Source organism: Serratia sp. DD3, assembly GCF_000496755.2.
On sequence record NZ_AYKS02000053.1, the window covers coordinates 97,700 to 119,025 of the forward strand.

Consider the following 21,326-nt stretch of genomic DNA (forward strand, 5'->3'; position numbering starts at 1 on the left):
CTGCCTGGGTGAAGTGGAGAGAGATGATGAAGCGATGTGTCATGGTGCAAGGAACGGCTTCCGATGTGGGTAAAAGCCTCTTGGTTGCCGGTTTATGTCGGGTTTTTGCCCAGGATGGCTATCGTGTCGCCCCGTTCAAAGCACAGAATATGGCGTTGAATTCCGGTATTACTGCCCGTGGTGAAGAGATGGGGCGGGCGCAGATTTTTCAGGCAGAGGCCGCAGGTATTGAACCCGATGTGCGGATGAACCCGATATTATTGAAACCCACCGGCTCCCATCAGACTCAGATGGTGCTAATGGGCAAAGTCGTTGGTAATAGGGACGCGGTGACCTATCACCAAGACAAACACCAACTGCAACAACAAATTAGTCAGGCCTACCACAGTCTGGCCAGTGAATATGAGTTGATGGTGCTGGAGGGGGCGGGTAGCCCGGCAGAGATCAACTTGCGTGAGCGGGACATGGTTAATATGGCCATGGCAGCGATGGCACAGGCGCCGGTATTGTTGGTAGCAGATATTGATCGTGGCGGGGTGTTCGCCGCTATTTATGGCACCTTGGCTTTGTTGCAGCCTGAAGAAAAAGCCCGGGTAAAAGGGGTCATCATCAACAAGTTTCGGGGTGATATCAGGTTACTGCAGTCGGGATTGGAACAGATTGAAGCCTTGACGGGGGTGCCGGTATTGGGGGTTATCCCTTGGATGAATATTGATCTGGAAGATGAGGATGGCGTGGCGTTGCAAAATGGCCAATATGCCCCTGCTGTGGCTGAGCAAGTGCTGAATATCGTGGTGATCCAATTACCTCATATTGCCAACTTTACCGATTTTAATGCGCTTTCAGTGCAACCTGATGTGCAGCTACGTTATGTATCACACCCTGCGCAACTGGCTGGGGCTGATCTGATTATCCTGCCGGGTAGCAAAAATACCCTGGGGGATTTGCAATGGTTGCAGCAAAACGGATTGGCGACGGCGTTATTGGCGCAGCATCAGGCTGGGGTGCCGATTGTCGGTATCTGTGGGGGGTATCAGATGCTGGGTAAACAGATTATCGATGGGATAGAGTCTGGCGTAGCGCAAATGGTGGGTTTGGGGTTGCTGGATGTGGAAACTCAGTTTGCACCACAAAAAGTGACCACACAGGTGGCAGCCGTTAGCCAGGCGGTTTTACCCGGTCTATGGCGCGATTGTGCTGGACAGCCCCTGGCGGGTTATGAAGTTCATCAAGGCGTTACACAACTTGGCAATCAAGCCCTGCCTTTTGCTGAGTTAACTCAACGTAATGGCCAGCCAGAGCACACCCCAGAAGGGGCGGTAAGCCGCGATGGCAAGGTGTTGGGCAGCTATATCCACGGTTTATTCAACAATGACGCCTTTTGCCGTGCGCTACTTAATGGGTTACGCCAGCGTAAAGGGTTAGCGAATTATGCTGGCCCAGAATTGAATTATGCCGCCTATAAACAACAGCAGTTTGATATTTTAGCGGATACCCTGCGCGCACATCTCGATATTGCCAGGCTTTATCAGATAATTAATGAGCATCGTGAAGAGGTTGTCCAATGATCCTGATTACTGGCGGCGCACGGAGTGGCAAGAGCTCTCTGGCAGAAAGATTGGCAGCAGAGGCCAGCAACCAGGTGTTGTATATCGCGACCTCAGTGGTGACTGATGATGAAATGGCGGAACGGGTTAAGCAGCATCGTCAGGCCCGCCCCGCCCATTGGCGGACTTGGGAAGGAACACAGCCCTTAGCACCGGTCATTGATGCCCAGGTGGCCGGCGAGGCGGTGATCCTGGAGTGTATTACCACCTGGATTGCCAACCTGATGTTTGAGCTTACTGCTGAGACGGCCATTGAAGCGATCGACTTCGACGCAGTAGAAACAGAGATTCAACAGCAGGTGACTGAATTGCTCGGTGCCTGTGCTCGCAGCCCAGCGACGATTTATCTGGTGACTAATGAGCTAGGGATGGGGATCGTGCCTGAAAACCGTTTGGCGCGGCATTTTCGTGATATTGCCGGGCGGGTCAACCAACGTTTGGCAGCGGCGGCTGAGTCAGTATTTTTAATGGTTGCGGGTATTGAGGTGAAAATTAAATGAGTTTGCGCCTGTTTCTGGCTACCCTCCAATTTATGACGCGTATTCCGTTGCCTGAGCGTTACACCCAAGGGGTAGCTCTGCATCAGTATCACCGGGGTATTGTGGTTTTTCCGTTAATTGGCTTGATTGTCGGTGCTATTGGTGGGGGCGTTTTTACTGTATTAGCCCCCTGGTGTGGTGTCCCACTGGCGGCACTCGGTTATGTACTGGCATTGGCGCTGGTCACCGGTGCTTTTCATCTGGATGGTTTGGCAGATACCTGTGATGGCGTTTTCTCTGCTCGTAGCCGTGACAAGATGCTGCTCATCATGCGCGATAGCCGCCTTGGCACCAACGGTGGGTTGGCGCTGATTTTTATTGTGTTGGCGAAGGTCTTGCTGGTGAGTGAACTGGCATTGCGTGATTTGCCAATGTTGTCAATGTTAGCCGCCGCAGGGGTCGCCAGCCGCACGGTATTGGTATTACAGATGTACCGCCAACGTTATGCCCGTGAAGGCGAGGGCTTGGGCAACCTCTATATTGGCCAGATCAGCCTGGGACAAACCTTATCCACGCTGATTATAGGGGCGATACTGATCATGCTGTTAGGGCATGGCAAGGCGTTGTTCGCTTTGGGCTGTGCATTGCTGGTGCAACTATTATTGCGTGCTTATTTGAATCATCGCTTGGGTGGGCAGACTGGCGATACCTTGGGGGCTGGGGTCGAAGTGGCTGAGCTGGCCTTTTTAATCGCGCTGTTATAAGTGGTTGTTATAAGTGGTTGTTATAAGTGGTTGTTATAAGTGAGCCTGATGCGTTTATTTTTGGTTCGACATGGGCAAACCTTGGCAAATCAGCAAGGGGTGTTCTGTGGCGTAACGGATGTACCGTTGACCCCACAAGGTGAGTTGCAGGCGCAGCAGGTGGCGCAATGGTTGGCTGCCGTGCCCTTTACCCAGGCGTTGAGCAGTGAACTATTGCGTGCGCGTCAGACCGCAACCACAGTGCTTGGGCAACGTCCGTTGGTGCTGCAAACCGATCCTGGTTTTAACGAAATGAATTTTGGTGACTGGGAAATGCGCCATCACCGCGAGTTACAGCAGCAAGATACCCAGGCTTGGGATGCCTGGTTGGCAGATTGGCAACAAGCTTGCCCCACTGCGGGTGAATCTTTCCCACTCTTTTCCCAGCGTATTAGTCAGCAGGTGCAACGGTTGTTAAGCCAGACTAATGATGGTGATTGCCTGCTGGTAGCACATCAAGGTTCGCTGAGCTTGCTGATGGCTGGATTATTGAATATGCCTGCCGCCGGGATGTGGCATTTCCATTTTGAACAGGGGAGTTACAGCGTGCTGGAGATCAACCAGGGATTTGTCACGCTACGGGTGTTTAACAGCCGTACCCACTGGCAACCTGCAATATAAGAGAATACAACGATGCAAACCTTATCTTCGATAATCGAGATGATCACCCCGCTAGATGCTGGCGCGATGCAACAAGCGGCGGCAAGAATTGATGGTTTACTTAAACCTCCTGGTAGTCTCGGTCGCCTTGAGCAGTTGGCTATTCAATTGGCTGGGATGCGTGGCTTCGACAAGATGCTTGCCACGCGTAAGCAGATTATGGTTATGGTGGCTGACCACGGCGTTTATGCCGAAGGCGTCGCGGTTTCTCCACGTGAAGTTACCGTGATCCAGGCATTGAATATGCTAAAAGGCAATACTGGCGTTTGCGTGTTGGCGGCTAATGCTGGAGCAGAAGTGAAGGTGATTGATGTCGGTATCGACAGCGAACCACTACCGGGGTTAATCAATATGAAGGTGGCCCGTGGCAGTGGCAATATTGCCCGTGAAGCCGCCATGACACGGCAGCAGGCGGAGGCATTGTTGCTGGCCAGTGCCCAGTTGACACTTGAGCAAGCGGCGCAAGGTGTGAAGTTGTTTGGGGTGGGTGAATTAGGAATGGCCAATACCACCTCTGCTGCCGCGCTAGTGAGCGTGTTTACTGGCAGTGACCCGCAAGATGTGGTCGGTATGGGGGCTAATTTCCCCAGTGATCGCCTGTACCATAAGGTTAATATCGTGCGTCAGGCCATTGCGGTTAACCAGCCCGATAGCTCAGATGCTTTAGCGGTGTTGGCCAAACTCGGCGGCTACGATTTGGTGGGTATGGCAGGGGTGATGCTGGGTGCAGCAGCAGCAGGGATACCGGTGTTACTGGATGGTTTTCTTTCCTATGCTTCGGCATTGGCCGCCTGCGCTATTGCGCCTGAGGTTCGTCACTACCTGCTGCCATCGCACTTTTCCGCCGAGAAAGGTGCGACCATCGCCCTCAACCACCTGCAGTTGGCACCCTATTTATACTTGGATATGCGCTTGGGTGAAGGGAGTGGCGCGGCTATTGCCATGCACATTGTGGATGCCGCTTGTGCCATGTATCACAATATGGGGTTATTGGCAGACAGCAATATCTCTATTCCTGGCAGTGCGAGCTGATTATTTCCTGAGGTTTGATCAATCAGGTATCTCCTAGCAAATCTGCCTGTCTGTTCGGGGCATCTGAAGAGAGACGCCTTGGCTATTTGGCGGCTGTCAGCGTTGCGTGATTTGTTGTATCTTTAAAAGAGACATAGGAATCGGCATGAGAAAGCTATTGAACAAACGATGAAAAGTCTTAAGCCACGCCGCCCACAGGGGCGCTGGATCTATTACATTCTATATGAAGATATTCTGTGGCCATGCCCGGTAAAATGGGAGTGGGAGAATAATTTCGGCATGTGGCTGCCTTTTTACTATTCACCCACACTCGAATTTGTTGCTGGTGATCCGGCCAAGGCGGTTAAAGTGACCAAGTCTTTGCTAACCAGTACACAGTCAAAACGCAGTTAACCTTCAATATACCCGATATTTAAGGCACCACCAGATAGCGAGAGCACCACGCCGCACAGACTGGCGGCGTGGTGCTAATCAACTCAGACGATTTTCTTACGGCGGCAAAATTGATACCCGATCGCCAAAATAACAAACCACACCGGGGTGACGACCAAGGCTTGGCGGGTATCGTCACGCAGTGATAGCAGCACCAAGACGAAGGCGAAGAAGGCCATACATACCCAGCACATCAGTTTACCGGCTGGCATCTTGTAGATTGATTTCTGGTGTAATGCCGGGCGCTGTTTGCGATAGACCAGATACGAGCAAAGAATAATGGTCCAGACAAACATAAACAGGATGGCGGAGACGGTAGTCACCAGTGTAAAGACGGTCATCACATCGGGGATCAGATAGATCAAGACCACGCCACTTAACAGGCAGATGCAAGAGAAGGTCAGGCCGTTGGCGGGGACTGAGCGCTTAGAGAGAGTAGCAAAGGATTTTGGCGCATCTCCTTCTTGTGCTAGTCCGAACAACATGCGGCTGGTGGAGAATACGCCACTGTTTGCAGAAGAGGCCGCAGAGGTCAGTACCACAAAATTGATGACGCTGGCAGCGGCAGGCAAGCCAATCAGCACGAACAATTCAACAAAGGGGCTTTTGTCGGCAACCACTGAATTCCACGGTGTGACGGCCATGATCACGATCAGCGAGCAGACGTAAAACATGATGATGCGAATAGGGATCGAGTTGATGGCACGTGGCAGGACTTTTTCAGGGTCTTTGGTTTCTGCGGCGGTGGTGCCCACCAGTTCGATGCCGACAAAAGCGAAGACGGCAATCTGAAAGCCGGCAAAGAAGCCGCTGATCCCTTTCGGGAACATGCCACCATCATTCCACAGGTGCGAGAAGGAGGCCACGCTGCCATTGGGAGCCTGGAATTGCATGGCAATCATCACCAGCCCAATCACGATCAAACCGACGATGGCGACAATTTTGATCATCGCAAACCAGAACTCCATTTCGCCGAACATTTTCACCGTTGCCAGGTTAAGGCTGAGCAGTAGCAGCACGCACAGCAAAGAGGCAATCCACTGTGACAGCTCAGGGAACCAGAACTGTGCATAGGCAGTAATGGCCACTACGTCGGCAATACCGGTCACCACCCAACAAAACCAATAGGTCCAGCCGGTAAAAAAACCGGCCCAGGGCCCTAGTAGGTCGGCAGCAAAATCGCTAAAGGACTTGTATTGCAAATTAGATAACAGCAGTTCGCCCATCGCACGCATTACGAAGAACAACATAAAGCCGATGATCATATAGACGAAAATGATAGAGGGCCCGGCCAGGCTGATGGTCTTGCCGGATCCCATAAACAAACCTGTACCAATGGCTCCGCCAATGGCGATTAGCTGAATATGTCGGTTGGTCAGATTCCGTCGCAGATGATCTGTTGTGCCACTGGGCGTGTCCGTTGTTGTTTTAGAATGATCTACCATCTGGTGATGTCCTGTTTTACCTGTCATGAGAGAGATACCTGTTGCCTTCAAGCCATCGGCTATTGGCTGAGTTCCTTGCAACTGGAATTAACTTGTGGAGCAAGAGTGAGCTCTGTAGTGGCCCTTTAATTTTTTACTGCACACCTTAGCGAAGTGGTTTTTTATTCACTTTTGCTTAACATTTTTACAGCATTTTAAGGTGGGATAACAACCGATTATTCTTATTCGAGGGAGGCAAATCGGACACTCGGCGAGAGAAAGGTTACTCTTTGCCATGATAAATGAACAGATTTTAGTATTATTATCTTATTGATTAGTCAGGTTTTGTTATTTTGGCATGAAAAAAACTAATGCGAAAAAAATAGTCCGTTGAATTATTTGACCGGTGCTCGGTATCGGGGGACGGGCGCATTCCTGCAGGGAATAATTGAGTTTTAACCAGTTATTGCGGTGTTTAATCAACTTTTTTGGTGACTCGCTCACTAAGTGGCACTGCTTTCTTTACTTTTGCGGTCTTAGTCACAAAAATATAAATCATTAATCCAGGCACGGTTGTTAGCGTATTGATGTCACGGCGTGCGCGCCGCTGATCACAAAAGCGGCATAAATGAGTACCTGCACTGCCTTACCCACGATAAGCTATGATTATTACGGTAAATTGAGAAGGGATTGGATATGTACAAGACCATTTTAGTACCGATAGATATTGCGGAAGATGTATTAACCGAGCATGCCCTGAAAAATGTCGAGTATTTAGCCAAGATGTCTGGTGCTCAAGTGCATTTCTTTCATGCACTGCCGGATGCATCAGCGTTTGTTACTGCTTATTCGTTTGGCATAAAAGAGTTTGAAAATCAGGCGGAAGTGAAAGCAGTTGAAGGGCTGAAGAAAATCATGGAGCAGATCGATCTGCCACAAGATCGTCTTGCTTATACCATCAGCTTTGGTTCACCGCGGGATGAAGTGCTGTTATTGGCTGAAGAGATAGGCGCGGATCTGATCGTTATTGGCTCTCGTCGCCCCAGTGTTAAAACCTACTTACTGGGTTCCAACGCCGCCGCGATTGTTCGCCATGCCAAAATATCGGTGATGGTAGTCAGATGATCATGAAAGAAAGCAGCTCCGCTCTACCCTCGGCGGGGCTGCTGCGTAATTGCCATCCGATGTTTTAAAAGGCTCACCAAGGGGCAGACCGGCAGTCTGCCCATCACAATAGATGATTATTGGCGGTAGCCGTGCTTAATCTGTTGAATACTGTTTTGGAAGATTTCAGCTTGAGCGGGATCTTCAATTTGCGCTGCAAAACGCTCCAGATTGATGATGACCTTACCCGCATCGGCTTGACCAATCGCTTTTAAAATCAGTGTCAATGTGGCTTTAAGGCAGGCAACTTCTGTTGCCAGTGCTTCTGGGGTGCTAGAGGTGGTGAAATCAATATAGCTCATTTTATCTCCTGATTTTAAGGTTTTCGGCAGCAGTTAGCTGTATAGTCAAATTTATTCAAATTGCAGCCAGAAGGCAACGCAGTAACGCATCTCAAGTCAACAACTGGTCGCCGCTGGCTGAGGATAGGAGTTTTTGAGACTGGCTCAAGGCCGAAGGATTCATTGTAGTGATACAAGTGCTGGCTATCTATCAGCAACCTATTAGCAACATAAGCGGGGCTGCATGTAAATATTAATGGTTTACTTTTAAGTCATTGAATAAATATTCAGTTCATAATTATTGATATTTTAGCTGTTTTTTTAATCAAATCTCAGATTCCCATGAGGTAGACCAAAAATTTTGGCTGAAAGTTAAACCTGGTCATGAATATGCACCAAATAATTTGATGAACTTGTTCGACACTAGTGAGAGAGTCGTCAGTAGCATAGATAATTATTGCGATTGGCACTGCCGTGTTTGGTTGGTTTTTAGGCGGCTTTTGGTGTGCTAAATGCCATTATTTTTATTTCAAATACCTGGTTAATGCTTTTTTGATGGGCGGTTAATGTTGTAGCAAAACAGCCCTGAGTGGTGCGTGGTTTGAACGGTTCTGTATGATATTGGTTGAATTAATTGTACCCTAACTGGTTAAAGGGTAAGATTTTCGACTGATTTTGCAAGGTAACTCGAGAGTTCGCGTTAATCTGTATTCATTATTTGCCGAAAATCAAGTAATATTCATTTATACATGTCGTCATTCAAGTTGCTGAATGGGAGTGTCCTCTGACCAGACCCAAAGGTGGCGAAGGTAATCATCCAAGGTTATCGGAGTTTTTGCCGAATAATGCAGCAAACGAGTCAGCTGCTGAGACAGAGCTGGTTATGTGACTGGGTGAGGGTTCAACCAATATTCCAGCAGCTGAGTGCTGTTGGATATAATGACAAAGGTTGATTGATTACGTTACTCCCTTATTTGGAGATTTTTCCTTGATTAGCGTTCTTCTTGTTGATGACCACGAATTGGTGCGCGCAGGGATACGACGCATTCTTGATGATATCAAAGGCATCAAAGTAGTTGGGGAAGCTCAATGCGGTGAAGACGCCGTTAAATGGTGCCGCAGCAACTCCGTTGATATCGTTTTGATGGATATGAATATGCCGGGGATCGGGGGGCTGGAAGCTACCCGTAAAATTGTTCGTTATTCGCCTGATATCAAGGTTATCATGTTGACCATCCACACTGAGAATCCTTTGCCAGCGAAAGTGATGCAGGCGGGTGCCGCAGGTTACTTGAGTAAAGGGGCTGCGCCGCAAGAGGTCGTTAATGCTATTCGTTCGGTACATGCCGGTCAGCGTTATATTGCCTCTGATATTGCGCAAAAAATGGCGTTAAGCCAGTTGGAGCCTCAGGCAGAAAATCCGTTCAGCACCTTATCTGAGCGTGAATTGCAAATTATGTTGATGATTACCAAAGGGAAGAAGGTGAATGAGATATCAGAACAACTGAATCTCAGCCCCAAAACGGTAAATAGCTACCGGTACCGTATGTTTAGCAAGCTAAATATAAGTGGAGACGTTGAATTAACACATTTAGCCATCAAACATGGGTTATTCAATGCGGAGAGATTGTCAAACAGTGAATAGCTGTTTTGATGCTCAGGCATTTCTTAAAACCGTCACCAGCCAGCCAGGCGTCTATCGGATGTATGATATGGCTGGTACGGTTATCTATGTGGGTAAAGCCAAAGATCTGAAAAAGCGTCTCGCGAGCTATTTCCGTATTCAGGTCAACAGCCGTAAAACTGAAAACTTAGTTAAAAACATTGCTCAAATAGACGTTACTGTTACGCATACCGAAACTGAAGCGCTATTGCTGGAACATAATTATATTAAACTGTACCAGCCACGATATAACGTTCTATTGCGTGATGATAAATCTTATCCATTGATCTTTCTGAGTGCAGATACTCATCCTCGGCTTTCAGTACACCGTGGGGCTAAGCATGCCAAAGGTGAATACTTTGGCCCATTTCCTAATTCCCATGCGGTGCGAGAAACGTTGGCGCTATTGCAAAAACTGTTTCCTATTCGCCAATGTGAAAACAGTGTTTACCGTAATCGCTCACGCCCATGCCTGCAGTACCAGATAGGGCGTTGTTTGGCCCCCTGTGTGACCGGGTTAGTGAGTGAAGAGGAGTACCAGCAACAGGTGGGTTATGTGCGCCTGTTTTTATCCGGTAAAGATCAGCAGGTCTTGCATCAACTGATTGAACGCATGGAGAACGCCAGCAAACAGCTTAATTTTGAAGAAGCGGCGCGTATTCGTGATCAAATTCAAGCGGTTCATCGTGTCACAGAGAAACAGTTTGTTTCCGGTAATAGTGATGACCTGGATGTAATTGGTGTCGCTTTTGATTCAGGTATGGCTTGTGTACATGTCCTGTTCATCCGCCAGGGCAAAGTGCTTGGCAGCCGCAGCTATTTCCCGAGAGTGCCGGGGGGGACCGAGTTAAGTGAAGTGGTACAAACCTTTGTCGGGCAGTTTTACTTACAAGGAAGCCAAATGCGGACTCTACCGGCGGAGATCTTGTTGGACTTTACCTTGCCGGAAAAAGAGTTGCTGGCGGCTTCATTGAGTGAATTGGCCGGCCGCAAGATCCAGATTCAGAGCAAACCGCGTGGTGATCGTGCGCGTTATCTAAAATTGGCGCGAACCAATGCTTCAACGGCGTTGGTGACCAAGCTCTCTCAGCAATCTACTATCCACCAACGGTTAGCTGAGTTGGCAAAAACCCTCAATCTTGCTGAAATTAATCGCATGGAATGTTTTGATATCAGCCATACCATGGGGGAACAAACCATAGCCTCTTGTGTGGTGTTTGACAGTAATGGTCCACTGCGTGCGGAATATCGCCGTTACAATATTACTGGCATCACGCCGGGTGATGATTATGCGGCAATGGCGCAAGTGTTGAAACGGCGTTATGGTAAGGCGTTAGAAGAGAAAAAAATCCCTGATGTGATCTTTATTGATGGTGGTAAAGGGCAGTTGGGCATGGCGGTTGATCTTTTTAATTCGTTGAGTGTTCCCTGGGATAAAAACAAACCATTGTTAATTGGCATCGCCAAGGGAAGTGACCGTAAAGCTGGGTTGGAAACGTTGTTCTTCAAACCGGAAGGAGAGGGGGTTTCGTTGCCACCGGATTCTCCTGCTTTGCATATTATCCAGCATATCCGTGATGACTCGCATCACCATGCCATCACCGGGCATCGCCAGAAGCGAGCGAAAGTTAAAAATACCAGTTCATTGGAGTTGATTGAGGGCGTTGGTTCAAAACGGCGTCAAGCATTGTTAAAATTTATGGGCGGTCTGCAACCATTATTGAACGCCAGCGTTGAGGAAATTGCAAAAGTGCCAGGTATTTCACAAGCATTAGCAGAAAAGATCTACAATGCATTGAAACACTGAGGGCAATGTAGCAACATACTCTTAAATCTCACTCTTGCCAGATAGCTATAGTAGCATTATGCAATTGAATATACCGACTTGGCTTACCCTGTTTCGCGTAGTACTGATCCCATTCTTCGTTTTGGCATTTTATTTGCCATTCGCTTGGGCCCCGATGCTGTGCGCTATCATTTTTGTGGTTGCGGCTGTTACCGACTGGTTCGACGGCTTTTTAGCCCGACGCTGGAAGCAGACAACACGCTTTGGTGCTTTCCTTGATCCGGTGGCAGACAAAGTGATGGTCGCGGTAGCACTGGTATTAGTCACGGAGCACTATAATGTATGGTGGATGACTTTACCGGCGGCCACCATGATCGCGCGTGAGATTATTATCTCTTCACTACGTGAATGGATGGCTGAAATTGGCAAGCGCAGTAGTGTGGCGGTTTCCTGGATTGGCAAAGTGAAAACGACAGCACAGATGATGGCGTTGGTGGGGCTATTATGGCGACCCAGTTCCGTCATGCTGCATTGGTCGTTTGTGTTGTTGTTCTATATCGCTACGGTGCTGACATTCTGGTCGATGTTCCAGTATTTGAATGCGGCGCGTAAAGATTTGCGCGCTCCATGATAGAAGCGCTGCAAAAATCGGCAAACGAACGTGATGATTCAATAATTGTATTGACTCATCACGTCAGGTAAGTAGAATGCATCGCATCGGACGGCAGTGGTGAATTGCTGAAAGATTGAAACTATCAGTCAGTTCTGATTAATGCGGGAATAGCTCAGTTGGTAGAGCACGACCTTGCCAAGGTCGGGGTCGCGAGTTCGAGTCTCGTTTCCCGCTCCAAATTTCCTTCCAGTAGTTGCTTTGTTAGTTGCATAACACACTGAAATCAAAGTGTAAATTCCTCAGAAAACTCATTCAGTTATATCGAAATAACCTAAAATTCAGGCCATTTAGGTCCACTGATAAGTCCATCACCGTTGGTCCGCAAATCCAGCGAACCCTACCTATGTATTGAAGAGCTCCTAGCATTCCACCGGCACATTCAGCACTACCAAAGGCGAGCTAAACTCAACTGGATACCTGACGACGCCGTAATGTGACATAACCAGTGATATTCATTCGGTATGGTATAACATCCCTTGGCTCGGTTATGGTAATTAATCACCGAGGGATGCCGTGTATCGGTATGTCTTTGTGATGTCGGCGACGGGTTTTTCTGCTGAGCCTACTCGTCCTGAAGTGGCTGAGTATGTTAAGGCGTGGGAGGGCAATCAGGGTATTCAAGTGTGGACGCTGCGCTATGGCAAGCGCTCCGAAAATAAATCATTAGTGCAGATCACAAATGCAGACCATGAATGGGATAAGAAAATTCAGTTGATGGATGTTGAGAATAAGGGGGAGCGTAGCGACTATAGCGTCAAGGTGGATGGCAAGAAATTTGTGGTGCTGATCATTAACAACAATAATTCGGGCGAATTGTATCTGCCTGGCGAGAAGACAGCACAGTATATCTCTTACAGCAAATCGCTTTCTGATGAAGGGAATGCACAGTTTTTCTTGACCGATTTTCTTAAGCAAGAAGGCAAACTGCCAAACAGCGGGCAAAATTGATCAGATTGCTAAAGTAATGTGAGACCGGGATTGAGGTTTTGCGTACTGATTATGCTGAGGGTCGGCGATAATTTATGTACTAACTCTGTTGCCGGTTCTTCATCCTTAACTGAGGCGAATAAGGGTGACCCTATGCACGGCTCCTGTTAAGCCTCCATTGCCAATGCTGTAGATTTAGAACTAGTTTAAATAACACCATCATCTTCAGCATTGGCTACCATGACACTTCTTTAAAGCAACTTTACTCTTTCGGAATCGTATACCCTTCCGATTTGGCTAATTTGTCTAGCACGTTCAAATCTACGATCAGGTCATTCACATCGTTATCCAGCAGGCGCTGATTCATATCGCTGAAAACATGGCTCATGTCGCTAAATGCCTGCCAGGTTTGCTGGCGTATTTTAGCAAATTCGGGGGATGAGGAACTCTGAGCGGAAAGGCGGATAAAGCGATCAAGACTGGTACGGATAATCGGCAGGTAGCGGTTTAAAAACTGCGTGCCGCGAGCGGTATCGCGCTCATCACTTTTCATACTTTGCAAGATGGCCTGGGTTTTGAGGCTGATGGTATCGATCAGGGGGATGAAATCCGCCGGCAGGGCTTTTTTGAGCCGCTGGATTTCCTGCAGTGTAGTCAGGTAAGTCTGCATATCAAAAGAGTAAGGGTTGGGGGGAGCAACAGGGGGCGGGGTATTCTCCACCACGGTCTGTTTCATAGGAACGGATGGTGAGCGTTTTTTAGTAACACGTTCTATCATCAATGTGATGGCATCGTGATAGATGATACCGGCAGTAATGATGCCGCCCAGCAAAATGTAATACCACAGCGGAGCGGAGGTGATTAAAAGAGGGTTATCCGCTATAGCGATAATGATGATCAAGAGCGGGAATATGCTGCCAAGGCTTATTTTACGACGGTTAATCGTATAGATGATGAAAGCGGTCAGCCCGCCGAAGATCAGCCCCATAAGGCCGTAACCAGTAAAAATAGAGACAACGGTGGCAATAATTCCTAATAAAGTGGCGGCTGGGTTTGGCTGAAAGGGGAACAGTAGCAGCATATTAAAATAGACCAGCGCGCTGATAGGTCCATTCAAGTCTTGTGGTTCCTTATCCGGGAAAGCATCCACGATATTCAGGTTAGTCAGGATTGTTTTTCCGTCAGTTATTGCGCCCGTTAAGAGGGCAACAAAGTGGAAGCCAATACGCCGGGCAACCCGTTTGATTTTACTTTTGGTCGACGTTAAAACGTTGACGACGGGATTATTTTGGGGGTTGTCTGACATCAGGTGCTCCGTATGGTCCTTAGTGAATGCTGCGATAACTGGGCAGAGGATAAGGTTTTAGCCCACACCTCATGTCAGTACGGCGGAAGCCGCACTAACATGAGGTGCTATATACCCGCTTATTAGTAGCGTGAAGTGGCCTCTGTGAGTCGCAGACGCAGATTCTCTTCCATGGTGGCGAGTTCTTTTTCCGCTTCGGCACGGCGTGTACGTGCATTATCGGCGATTTTCATTGTCTCTTCGATGGTATTGATCAGTTTGTTTTGTACCTCACGCAGCGTACCCACATCGACGATCGAACGTTCTACCTCGTTGGCGGTGGCAATGCTGCTTTGCTGCAGGATCTCGGCATTTTTCAGCAGAAGCTGATTCGTGGTGTCCGAGACCTCTTTCTGCAGGCGTGCCGCTTTGCTCTGCGCATTCAGCGTCATCGAGAGCACCATTTGGCTTTTCCAAATGGGTAGGGTAGCCAGAATACTGCTTTGTATTTTTTCAGCAAGTTGCTGGTTGGTACTCTGTACCATACGAATCTGCGGTGCAGTCTGAATAGCAATGGTTCTTGACAGATCAAGGTCATGCAAGCGACGTTCAAAGCGGTTGATGTTCTCGATCATGTCTTTGACCTGCTGTGCCATCATCAGGTTTTTAGAGGTATCAGCCTCCTGTTTGAGTGCAGGGAGTTCGATTTCGCTGACGTGTTGCAGCTTTTGCTTGCCCGCATCAATGTAAAGCGTCACTTCGTTGTAAAAATTGAAATTCCGCAGATAAAGCTGCTCGAGTGTTTCGATATCCCGCATCAGGGTGATCATCGATTGGTCGAGGTGGTTTGCAATGTTGTCGACCTGCTCAGTCAATACTTGATTGTTGACTTTGAATTGCTCAGCCTGCTTGAACAGTTTGCCCACAATAGGCAGGCTGGCGAGAAAGTTGCTGCGCTTCTCTTCCTTGGTGAACGGGTCATTTTGACGGATACGTAGAACCAGATCGGACAGCAACTGGCCGACTTCACCACCGTCTCTGGCTTTGATCTTGTGGAGCAGGGTATCGGCAAACTGGGCAATTTCAGCCATCGGTTTTGCCCCATATCCCATTACCATACCGGTTTCGGCAATATTAATTTGCGAAGCCAGTGCGGTGACTTGCACAGGGTCAGGATGGTAGGTTTCAGGGAGCCCTTCCTGGGGATTCTGGATGGCGGTAGAGCTGACAAGTTGTTGGTTATTATCCATGAACATCACTTCCTGGGGATCTGTTTTTGAGGTCAGCAGTAGAGTAAAAAACTGCCCGGATGTTTTGCTGAAAATTTATATAAAAATCAGTGTGATGTCAATCGGTTGCTTTTAGCAGAAAAAGAAGACTCAAGGGTGACTTATCCCGGCTTTTTTTTGGGGAAATACCAGGAAAAGCATTTTATCTAAGACGCGCACAACAATATGATTGTTTGATGTTTTCACCCTGCTTGAGCTGAACAAATTCAGGTTGATTCCAATTTTTGAAGGCAGCACAAATTCAGGTGAGCTGATGGTACAGCCGATTAAACGATGCCCAACAATTCCCGTCAGGTTTAATCAATCACAGCATTGATGCATTTGGCATTGATTATTTTTAGCCAAGCGACAATATAATTGGCAGACAAGGTGGTTATATTCTCACTGCAGATTTTGGTAAATCTCCTCTTCCTGAGCAAAGTGCAAACGTAAAATGGCATCCAAACTATAGAGAACACGCTGTAATTCGGTGATGGTTTCGCTGTTAGTGCTGCCGTCAGCTGGCATGCTATCAATAAGGCGTTTGAGTCGTCGGCCTAATTCAAAGATTTCTCGGTGAGTTCGACTCATGGCTGCCATGGGGTCGTCTCCACCCAAGAGGTCAGCAAGCACCGGATACACATCGCTATCATCGGAGCGTTCATGGGGGAATAATTTTTCTTGTAGCATCGCTTCCAATGCCACCGCAGCTTGCCTGACTTGAGCGGGTGCTGTCATATTCAGCCGATTAGTGAAGTCAGTCAGGTGGTCGAGCACCGGAGTGAGAGCAAGGTGATCACCGCGCAGAGCTTGTAGTTGGTTGGCGGATAATGTGTGGTGGCTGACGCGCAGCGGGGCAATCTGCAGCGCGCGCAATGCGTTCAAGATAACCGCAACGTCAATCAATTCCTGGAGTAGTGCACCGTAGAGCGGCGGCAGATAACCGAAGGCGGCAACCAGCATAGCGACGGCGGAGAGGCTCATACCGGCAATAACACTTTGTACTGCAATTGAACGCGTCAGGCGTGCGGTATGCAGTGCTTCGGCCAGGCGGTCGAGTCTGTCCACCAAAAGCACTACATCTGCGGCTTCGGACGATGCCGCCGCGCCGCGCACCCCCATGGCGATGCCCACATCAGCAGCAGCCAGCGCTGGTGCGTCATTCACGCCATCACCCACCATCATCGTGGTACCCAAGGAACGGCCTGATTCAATCGCCGCTTGTTTCCCTGCCGGCGTCTGCTCAGCCAGTACCTCATCAACCCCCACGGCGGCACCAATGGTTTCGGCAATTTGTCGATTGTCGCCGGTCAGCATCACGATGCGTTTGATACCCGCTTTGCGCAGCAATCGCAAAGCGCGCGGAGTTTCAACCCGGATCTGGTCCGCTAAATGCAACGCGCCAGCGATTTTCCCATCCAGGGCGACAAAGACCGCAGAGCCACCATCCTCGGCGACTTGCTGAAGAAACTCCGGGGTCCACTCAGGGGATGACGCCAGTGTAGAAACGAATTCGTAAGAGCCGATGGCTACGGGTTGCCCATCCAGTATCCCGCTCAGGCCTGCGCCGCCTTGTTCCTGAACGGCGGAGGGGAGCGATAAGGGAAGGCCTCTTTCCCGTGCGGCAGCGACCACGGCGTTGGCAATCACATGCCCGGACATCTGGTCCATTGATGCAGCGACACCCAGAATGACGTTAGGGTTAATATTGCGACTGGTTCTAATGGAAACCAGGCGCGCCTGTCCACTGGTCAATGTGCCAGTCTTGTCAAAAAACAATACTTTGGCTTGTGCCAGTTGCTCCAAGGTACCGCCGCCCTTGATCAGAATACCGCGCTTAGCACATATTGACATACCCGACACAATGGCGATCGGGACCGAGAGGATAAGGGGACAAGGGGTGGCGACCACCAGCACCGCCAGTGCTCGCACCGGGTCACCGCTCAAAAGCCAGGCTGCACCAGCGACCCCCAGCGACAAGGGGACAAACCACAGCGCATAGCGGTCAGCAAGGCGAGATGCAGGCGCTTTCGAACTTTGAGCGGCAGAAACCAGCCGAATAATACCGGCGAAAGTGCTTTCATCTGCATTGGCCGTCGCCAGCATTTCAAATGGTGCACCCGCATTGAGTACGCCACTGCGCAGCGCGTCCCCTTTTTTGCGCTCAACGGGGGTTGACTCGCCGCTTAGCATAGATTCATCCAACAGGGCTATTGTCGAGATCAAACTGCCATCAACGGGAACCGTTTCTCCACTGCGCACCAATAGCCGGTCGAGAGGGGCCACCTGCTCCAAGGGGATCTGCACCAGTTCATCTTGGTTGTGGTCAACGCTTTTAAGCCGGTTGGCGGTTCGCGGTGCCTTTGCCAGCAAAGCAGACATTTCCCGCCCGGCACGACGTTGCGCGAAGCTTTCCAGCGCTCTTCCGCTGGCCAGCATGACGGCGATCACCACCCCGGTGAGATATTCCTCCAAAACGATAGCGCCGCCGATGGAAATTAAAGCCAGCAGGTCGACTCCGGCCTCACGCCTGGCAAGTGCGCGCAGTGTGTCATATAACAAAAATGTAATCGCAGGGACCGAGCCGCCGATCCAAATCCAATGAGCCCATTCTTGATAGCCACTCCAGAATAACGCCAGGCCAAAGAACAGGGCTCCCCCAGATATAGCAAGGATCAGTAAGTTGACGGACCAACGTTGTTTCATAGTGAGCAATTCCCCCCAAGTACGGTCATCGACGTATTGGAACCCGTGGGTAAAATACCGGAGTATTAACTCCCAACCTCCGGATAGAGTTGAGTATGACCATTTTTTTCATCTCAAGAGAGGAGAGTGATCGCATTTTGTACTGGAAGAACGGCTGGGTGACGAAACCTTACTATTTCAGTAAGGTTTCGTGTAAAGAGTGATTAGGCACTTAACGGACAACAAGAACCGAACATTTTGCGTGACGAACTACCGCCGCCGCATTTGAGCCCAGTAGATAGTTGATGATCCCAGGATGGTGTGAAGCAATGACAATCAAATCGGCGTTAATGTAATCAGCAAGATTGAGGATTTCGTCTTTGGGGGAGCCTAAAGCTAGGTGCTTTTTAATCTTGTCTTTCGGGAGGCCAAATTTATCAATAATTTCAGAAAGCATTGATAGCGCTTCATTTTTAATCTTTTCTTGATCTGGAACTTCGCCTGAATAAGCCAAGCCAAGAGAGGCGTAATAAGGGAAAATTGGAATCACTGTCAGAAAATGAATCTGAGCTGCATCAATCAGGCCAGACTGCATTTCAACATGAGCCATGATTTTTTGGGTAAATTCGGGATCTGAAATATCTATGGGCACTAGAATTGAGTGATACATATATTCAATCTCCTGCTTTTATGCCTGTGCTAATTATAGCAGCTATCTTGAGCTGTCATTGTCAAGAGAAAGAGGATGGGTGAACCTGGATTTTCAACGGTAATATCAACCCAAGCAGACAATTTCACTTTTTAACTTATCCGCGCAATTCCACATAAACTCTCCTTAAGTTTCCAATACCAACAGCTAACCCACATCTACACCAACGTTGTCGCTGCACCAGCAAACGTCATTCTCTGCCTTGACGATTTAGTCTCTACAGCAGACGAAAGTATCGATTGTGACGCTAACCCAACATCCCCCCTATTTGTGTGTGTTAACGAACAGACCCCTGTTGAGAATACACGCACAGTCAATCAAGTCAGTTCTGCCGCATGAACCTCATTGTTTGTGCAGATAATTGTTTGTGCAGATAATTTTCAGTGCAGAACACTGCGTTCACCCCACCTAAAGAAGGATCTCATCATGGCCTATCAAAGTATCAATCCAAACACCGGCAAGCTCTTGAAAACACATGATCACCTTACCAGCGCGCAGCTCGAAAAATCACTCGCCAAGGCGGAGTCATGCTTCCAGCAGTGGAGGCACACCAGTTACCCTGAGCGAGCCGCTATTGTGAATAAGGCCGCTTTATTGATGGCAGCGCATATTGATGACTTTGCCAAACTGGCCACGCTTGAGATGGGTAAACGGATCGATGAAGCGCGGGCTGAGGTTAAGTTCAGCAGTGACATCTTGGCCTATTACGCCAAGCATGGTGAAGCATTCTTGCAACCGACCAAGCTACATCCTACCGATGGCACAGCACATATGGAAAGTACGCCCTTTGGCGTGCTGTTATGCGTGGAACCTTGGAACTTCCCTTTCTACCAACTGGCACGTATCGCCGGGCCGCACTTGATGGCCGGAAACACGGTGGTGGTTAAACATGCGAGCTGCGTACCGCAGTGTGCAATTGCCTTCGAGAAACTGTTGATCGATGCCGGTGCCCCGGTTGGTGCCTACACCAATTTATTGATCTCCCATGAACAAGCCTTCCAAGTGATTGATGACCCGCGGATCAAAGGGGTGGCGTTGACCGGTAGTGTGGATGCAGGGCGAAGCATCGCTGCCCGAGCGGGTCAGAACCTGAAGAAGAGCTCAATGGAACTGGGTGGCAGCGATGCATTCATCGTGCTTGAGGATGCCGATTTGGACAAGGTCATTCCATGGGCCGTTTGGGGCCGTATGTACAATGCGGGGCAGACTTGCTGCGCCGCCAAGCGATTCATCGCGGTCGAGTCGATCGCTGACGAGTTTCTTGCCAGATTCAAGCAAGCTCTTGAGACACTGAAGCCGGGGGACCCCATGGATGAGAAAACAACCCATGGTCCCTTGTCCACTGAAGACGCGTTGCTGCAGTTACTCAAGCAGGTTGACACCGCCGTTGCCAAGGGTGCCACGCTGCTTATGGGCGGCAAGCGAATCGACCGCCCTGGTTCGTTTATGCAAATCACTATTCTTAGCGATATCCAGCCTGACAACCCCGCTTTCCGTGATGAGTTTTTTGGTCCGGTGGTCTCTTTTTATCGGGTCAAGGATGAAGCAGCAGCAATCGCGCTGGCCAATGATTCCGATTTCGGACTGGGTGGCTCGGTGTGGACTAAGGACGAAGCGCGTGGCAAACGCGTCGCCAGTGCTGTGGACACCGGAATGATGTTTATCAACAACCTCAATTGGTCCGATGCTGAGTTGCCTTTTGGCGGGATTAAAAACTCTGGCTATGGCCGTGAACTCGGCAATATGGGCATCCAAGAGTTTGTTAACAAGAAACTGGTGCGTATGGGCCATTTTCCTGCTCCGCTCTGAGTCAGGATGATGTCCATTGAGGCACGCAAAGTCAGTGACGTGCTCGTGTCAGTTAATCAGCGGTTTGGTTCTGGAGAAAGCTATGTATGTCAACGTCGCGGTTTTGACAGAGACCCGTCCTCACGAACGCCGTGTGGCGATGGTGCCTTCTGTGGTTGCTAAATTGATCAAGCTCGGGGCTCGGTTGCATATGCTGCCGGGGGCGGGTAAGGCGATTCACCTGGAAGATAATGCTTTTCATGGCGTGACCTTCATCCCTGATCGCACTGAGTTGGTCAAAGATGCCGATGTGGTGCTTTGCGTTCAACCGCCAGCGCTTGAGGTTGTCGATGCGATGAAGGAGGGGGCGATCCTGGTGTGCTTTATCTACGCCAACAATGAGCCAGAACTGGTCAAGCACTTACTCAAACGCAAAATTACCTGCTTCGCCATGGAGCGGGTGCCTCGCATCACACGAGCGCAGGCGATGGATGCGTTGTCTAGTCAATCGGCGCTGGCGGGCTACTACTCGGTTGCACTTGGCATGGTGAATCTGGCGCGTGTCATTCCAAAGATTACATCGGCCGCTGGGGCGATCGGCCCGGCGCGGGTATTGGTTATGGGGCTTGGCGTTGCCGGGCTTGAGGCCATGGCTACGGC

At 49.4% G+C, this 21,326-nt stretch carries 18 protein-coding genes, 1 tRNA gene and 1 pseudogene; 14 read left to right on the top strand and 6 right to left on the bottom strand.

The genetic code is table 11. From position 1 onward, the window contains the following. Positions 1 to 26: 26 nt before the first annotated feature. The 6 genes from IO95_RS10285 to IO95_RS10310 all read left to right on the top strand — a co-directional run bounded on the left by IO95_RS10285 (position 27) and on the right by IO95_RS10310 (position 4,974). Complete coding sequence (locus IO95_RS10285; RefSeq protein WP_023490424.1) at positions 27 to 1,568, top strand: cobyric acid synthase; 1,542 nt, start codon at positions 27 to 29, stop codon at positions 1,566 to 1,568. Beyond that, positions 1,565 to 2,107: a bifunctional adenosylcobinamide kinase/adenosylcobinamide-phosphate guanylyltransferase gene (gene cobU, locus IO95_RS10290; protein ID WP_023490423.1), complete on the top strand. Its 543-nt coding sequence runs from the start codon at positions 1,565 to 1,567 to the stop codon at positions 2,105 to 2,107. The genes IO95_RS10285 and cobU overlap by 4 nt, the downstream gene beginning before the upstream one ends. Then, positions 2,104 to 2,850: an adenosylcobinamide-GDP ribazoletransferase gene (gene cobS, locus IO95_RS10295; protein ID WP_023490422.1), complete on the top strand. Its 747-nt coding sequence runs from the start codon at positions 2,104 to 2,106 to the stop codon at positions 2,848 to 2,850. The genes cobU and cobS overlap by 4 nt, the downstream gene beginning before the upstream one ends. Before the next feature lie 48 nt (positions 2,851 to 2,898). Then, the gene (locus IO95_RS10300) at positions 2,899 to 3,510 is read left to right on the top strand and encodes an adenosylcobalamin/alpha-ribazole phosphatase (protein ID WP_023490421.1); all 612 of its coding nucleotides are present in this window, start codon (positions 2,899 to 2,901) and stop codon (positions 3,508 to 3,510) included. Between the two features lie 12 nt (positions 3,511 to 3,522). After that, positions 3,523 to 4,581: a nicotinate-nucleotide--dimethylbenzimidazole phosphoribosyltransferase gene (gene cobT, locus IO95_RS10305; RefSeq protein ID WP_023490420.1), complete on the top strand. Its 1,059-nt coding sequence runs from the start codon at positions 3,523 to 3,525 to the stop codon at positions 4,579 to 4,581. Positions 4,582 to 4,749: 168 nt separating this feature from the next. Beyond that, the gene (locus IO95_RS10310) at positions 4,750 to 4,974 is read left to right on the top strand and encodes a hypothetical protein (protein WP_023490419.1); all 225 of its coding nucleotides are present in this window, start codon (positions 4,750 to 4,752) and stop codon (positions 4,972 to 4,974) included. An 83-nt stretch (positions 4,975 to 5,057) separates the two neighbouring features. On the opposite strand, the gene cycA is transcribed toward IO95_RS10310, so the two are convergent. Continuing rightward, positions 5,058 to 6,458, bottom strand: a complete 1,401-nt coding sequence (cycA, locus tag IO95_RS10315; protein ID WP_023490417.1) for a D-serine/D-alanine/glycine transporter — start codon at positions 6,456 to 6,458, stop codon at positions 5,058 to 5,060. 675 nt (positions 6,459 to 7,133) lie between these two features. Between cycA and IO95_RS10320 the strand changes: the two genes are divergently transcribed. Beyond that, on the top strand, positions 7,134 to 7,562 hold the full coding sequence (locus IO95_RS10320; protein ID WP_023490415.1) for a universal stress protein: 429 nt from the start codon (positions 7,134 to 7,136) through the stop codon (positions 7,560 to 7,562). 116 nt (positions 7,563 to 7,678) lie between these two features. Here IO95_RS10320 and IO95_RS10325 read toward each other — a convergent pair whose 3' ends face one another. Continuing rightward, positions 7,679 to 7,903 carry a DUF2594 family protein gene (locus IO95_RS10325; protein ID WP_023490414.1) on the bottom strand — a complete coding sequence of 75 codons (225 nt, stop codon included), beginning with the start codon at positions 7,901 to 7,903 and terminating at the stop codon, positions 7,679 to 7,681. A gap of 967 nt (positions 7,904 to 8,870) precedes the next feature. Between IO95_RS10325 and uvrY the strand changes: the two genes are divergently transcribed. From uvrY to IO95_RS10350, 5 genes are all read left to right on the top strand, one after another. Beyond that, positions 8,871 to 9,527, top strand: a complete 657-nt coding sequence (gene uvrY, locus IO95_RS10330) for a UvrY/SirA/GacA family response regulator transcription factor (protein WP_023490413.1) — start codon at positions 8,871 to 8,873, stop codon at positions 9,525 to 9,527. Further along, positions 9,520 to 11,352 carry an excinuclease ABC subunit UvrC gene (gene uvrC, locus IO95_RS10335; protein WP_072011664.1) on the top strand — a complete coding sequence of 611 codons (1,833 nt, stop codon included), beginning with the start codon at positions 9,520 to 9,522 and terminating at the stop codon, positions 11,350 to 11,352. The genes uvrY and uvrC overlap by 8 nt, the downstream gene beginning before the upstream one ends. Positions 11,353 to 11,410: 58 nt before the next feature. Further along, positions 11,411 to 11,962: a CDP-diacylglycerol--glycerol-3-phosphate 3-phosphatidyltransferase gene (pgsA, locus tag IO95_RS10340; RefSeq protein WP_023490411.1), complete on the top strand. Its 552-nt coding sequence runs from the start codon at positions 11,411 to 11,413 to the stop codon at positions 11,960 to 11,962. A 143-nt stretch (positions 11,963 to 12,105) separates the two neighbouring features. Next, positions 12,106 to 12,181: transfer RNA gene (locus IO95_RS10345), tRNA-Gly, on the top strand. Positions 12,182 to 12,517: 336 nt separating this feature from the next. Further along, the gene (locus IO95_RS10350; RefSeq protein ID WP_023490410.1) at positions 12,518 to 12,952 is read left to right on the top strand and encodes a hypothetical protein; all 435 of its coding nucleotides are present in this window, start codon (positions 12,518 to 12,520) and stop codon (positions 12,950 to 12,952) included. 241 nt (positions 12,953 to 13,193) lie between these two features. Here IO95_RS10350 and IO95_RS10355 read toward each other — a convergent pair whose 3' ends face one another. From IO95_RS10355 to uspF, 4 genes are all read right to left on the bottom strand, one after another. Then, positions 13,194 to 14,237, bottom strand: coding sequence for a 5-bromo-4-chloroindolyl phosphate hydrolysis family protein (locus IO95_RS10355; protein ID WP_023490408.1), 1,044 nt, complete (start codon positions 14,235 to 14,237; stop codon positions 13,194 to 13,196). 122 nt (positions 14,238 to 14,359) lie between these two features. After that, on the bottom strand, positions 14,360 to 15,466 hold the full coding sequence (locus IO95_RS10360) for a toxic anion resistance protein (protein WP_023490406.1): 1,107 nt from the start codon (positions 15,464 to 15,466) through the stop codon (positions 14,360 to 14,362). A 420-nt stretch (positions 15,467 to 15,886) separates the two neighbouring features. Then, a complete protein-coding gene (locus IO95_RS10365; protein WP_023490405.1) occupies positions 15,887 to 18,190 on the bottom strand; it encodes a heavy metal translocating P-type ATPase in 2,304 nt (767 codons plus the stop codon). A gap of 211 nt (positions 18,191 to 18,401) precedes the next feature. Then, on the bottom strand, positions 18,402 to 18,839 hold the full coding sequence (uspF, locus tag IO95_RS10370; protein ID WP_023490403.1) for a universal stress protein UspF: 438 nt from the start codon (positions 18,837 to 18,839) through the stop codon (positions 18,402 to 18,404). A gap of 465 nt (positions 18,840 to 19,304) precedes the next feature. Here uspF and IO95_RS10375 point away from each other — a divergent pair, with 465 nt between their 5' ends. Both IO95_RS10375 and IO95_RS10380 read left to right on the top strand, forming a co-directional pair. Further along, complete coding sequence (locus tag IO95_RS10375; RefSeq protein ID WP_023490401.1) at positions 19,305 to 20,687, top strand: NAD-dependent succinate-semialdehyde dehydrogenase; 1,383 nt, start codon at positions 19,305 to 19,307, stop codon at positions 20,685 to 20,687. Positions 20,688 to 20,769: 82 nt separating this feature from the next. Further along, positions 20,770 to 21,326 (top strand): annotated as a pseudogene (locus IO95_RS10380) (NAD(P)(+) transhydrogenase (Re/Si-specific) subunit alpha); the annotation flags it as partial.

Coding starts and splice junctions, on each gene's coding strand:
- pgsA (WP_023490411.1), top strand. CDS start 11,411: ATGCAATTGAATATACCGACTTGGCTTACCCTGTTTCGCGTAGTACTG.
- cobU (WP_023490423.1), top strand. CDS start 1,565: ATGATCCTGATTACTGGCGGCGCACGGAGTGGCAAGAGCTCTCTGGCA.
- IO95_RS10310 (WP_023490419.1), top strand. CDS start 4,750: ATGAAAAGTCTTAAGCCACGCCGCCCACAGGGGCGCTGGATCTATTAC.
- cobT (WP_023490420.1), top strand. CDS start 3,523: ATGCAAACCTTATCTTCGATAATCGAGATGATCACCCCGCTAGATGCT.
- IO95_RS10325 (WP_023490414.1), bottom strand. CDS start 7,903: ATGAGCTATATTGATTTCACCACCTCTAGCACCCCAGAAGCACTGGCA.
- IO95_RS10355 (WP_023490408.1), bottom strand. CDS start 14,237: ATGTCAGACAACCCCCAAAATAATCCCGTCGTCAACGTTTTAACGTCG.
- IO95_RS10360 (WP_023490406.1), bottom strand. CDS start 15,466: ATGGATAATAACCAACAACTTGTCAGCTCTACCGCCATCCAGAATCCC.
- cobS (WP_023490422.1), top strand. CDS start 2,104: ATGAGTTTGCGCCTGTTTCTGGCTACCCTCCAATTTATGACGCGTATT.
- IO95_RS10285 (WP_023490424.1), top strand. CDS start 27: ATGAAGCGATGTGTCATGGTGCAAGGAACGGCTTCCGATGTGGGTAAA.
- uspF (WP_023490403.1), bottom strand. CDS start 18,839: ATGTATCACTCAATTCTAGTGCCCATAGATATTTCAGATCCCGAATTT.
- IO95_RS10300 (WP_023490421.1), top strand. CDS start 2,899: ATGCGTTTATTTTTGGTTCGACATGGGCAAACCTTGGCAAATCAGCAA.
- IO95_RS10365 (WP_023490405.1), bottom strand. CDS start 18,190: ATGAAACAACGTTGGTCCGTCAACTTACTGATCCTTGCTATATCTGGG.
- IO95_RS10375 (WP_023490401.1), top strand. CDS start 19,305: ATGGCCTATCAAAGTATCAATCCAAACACCGGCAAGCTCTTGAAAACA.
- IO95_RS10320 (WP_023490415.1), top strand. CDS start 7,134: ATGTACAAGACCATTTTAGTACCGATAGATATTGCGGAAGATGTATTA.
- cycA (WP_023490417.1), bottom strand. CDS start 6,458: ATGGTAGATCATTCTAAAACAACAACGGACACGCCCAGTGGCACAACA.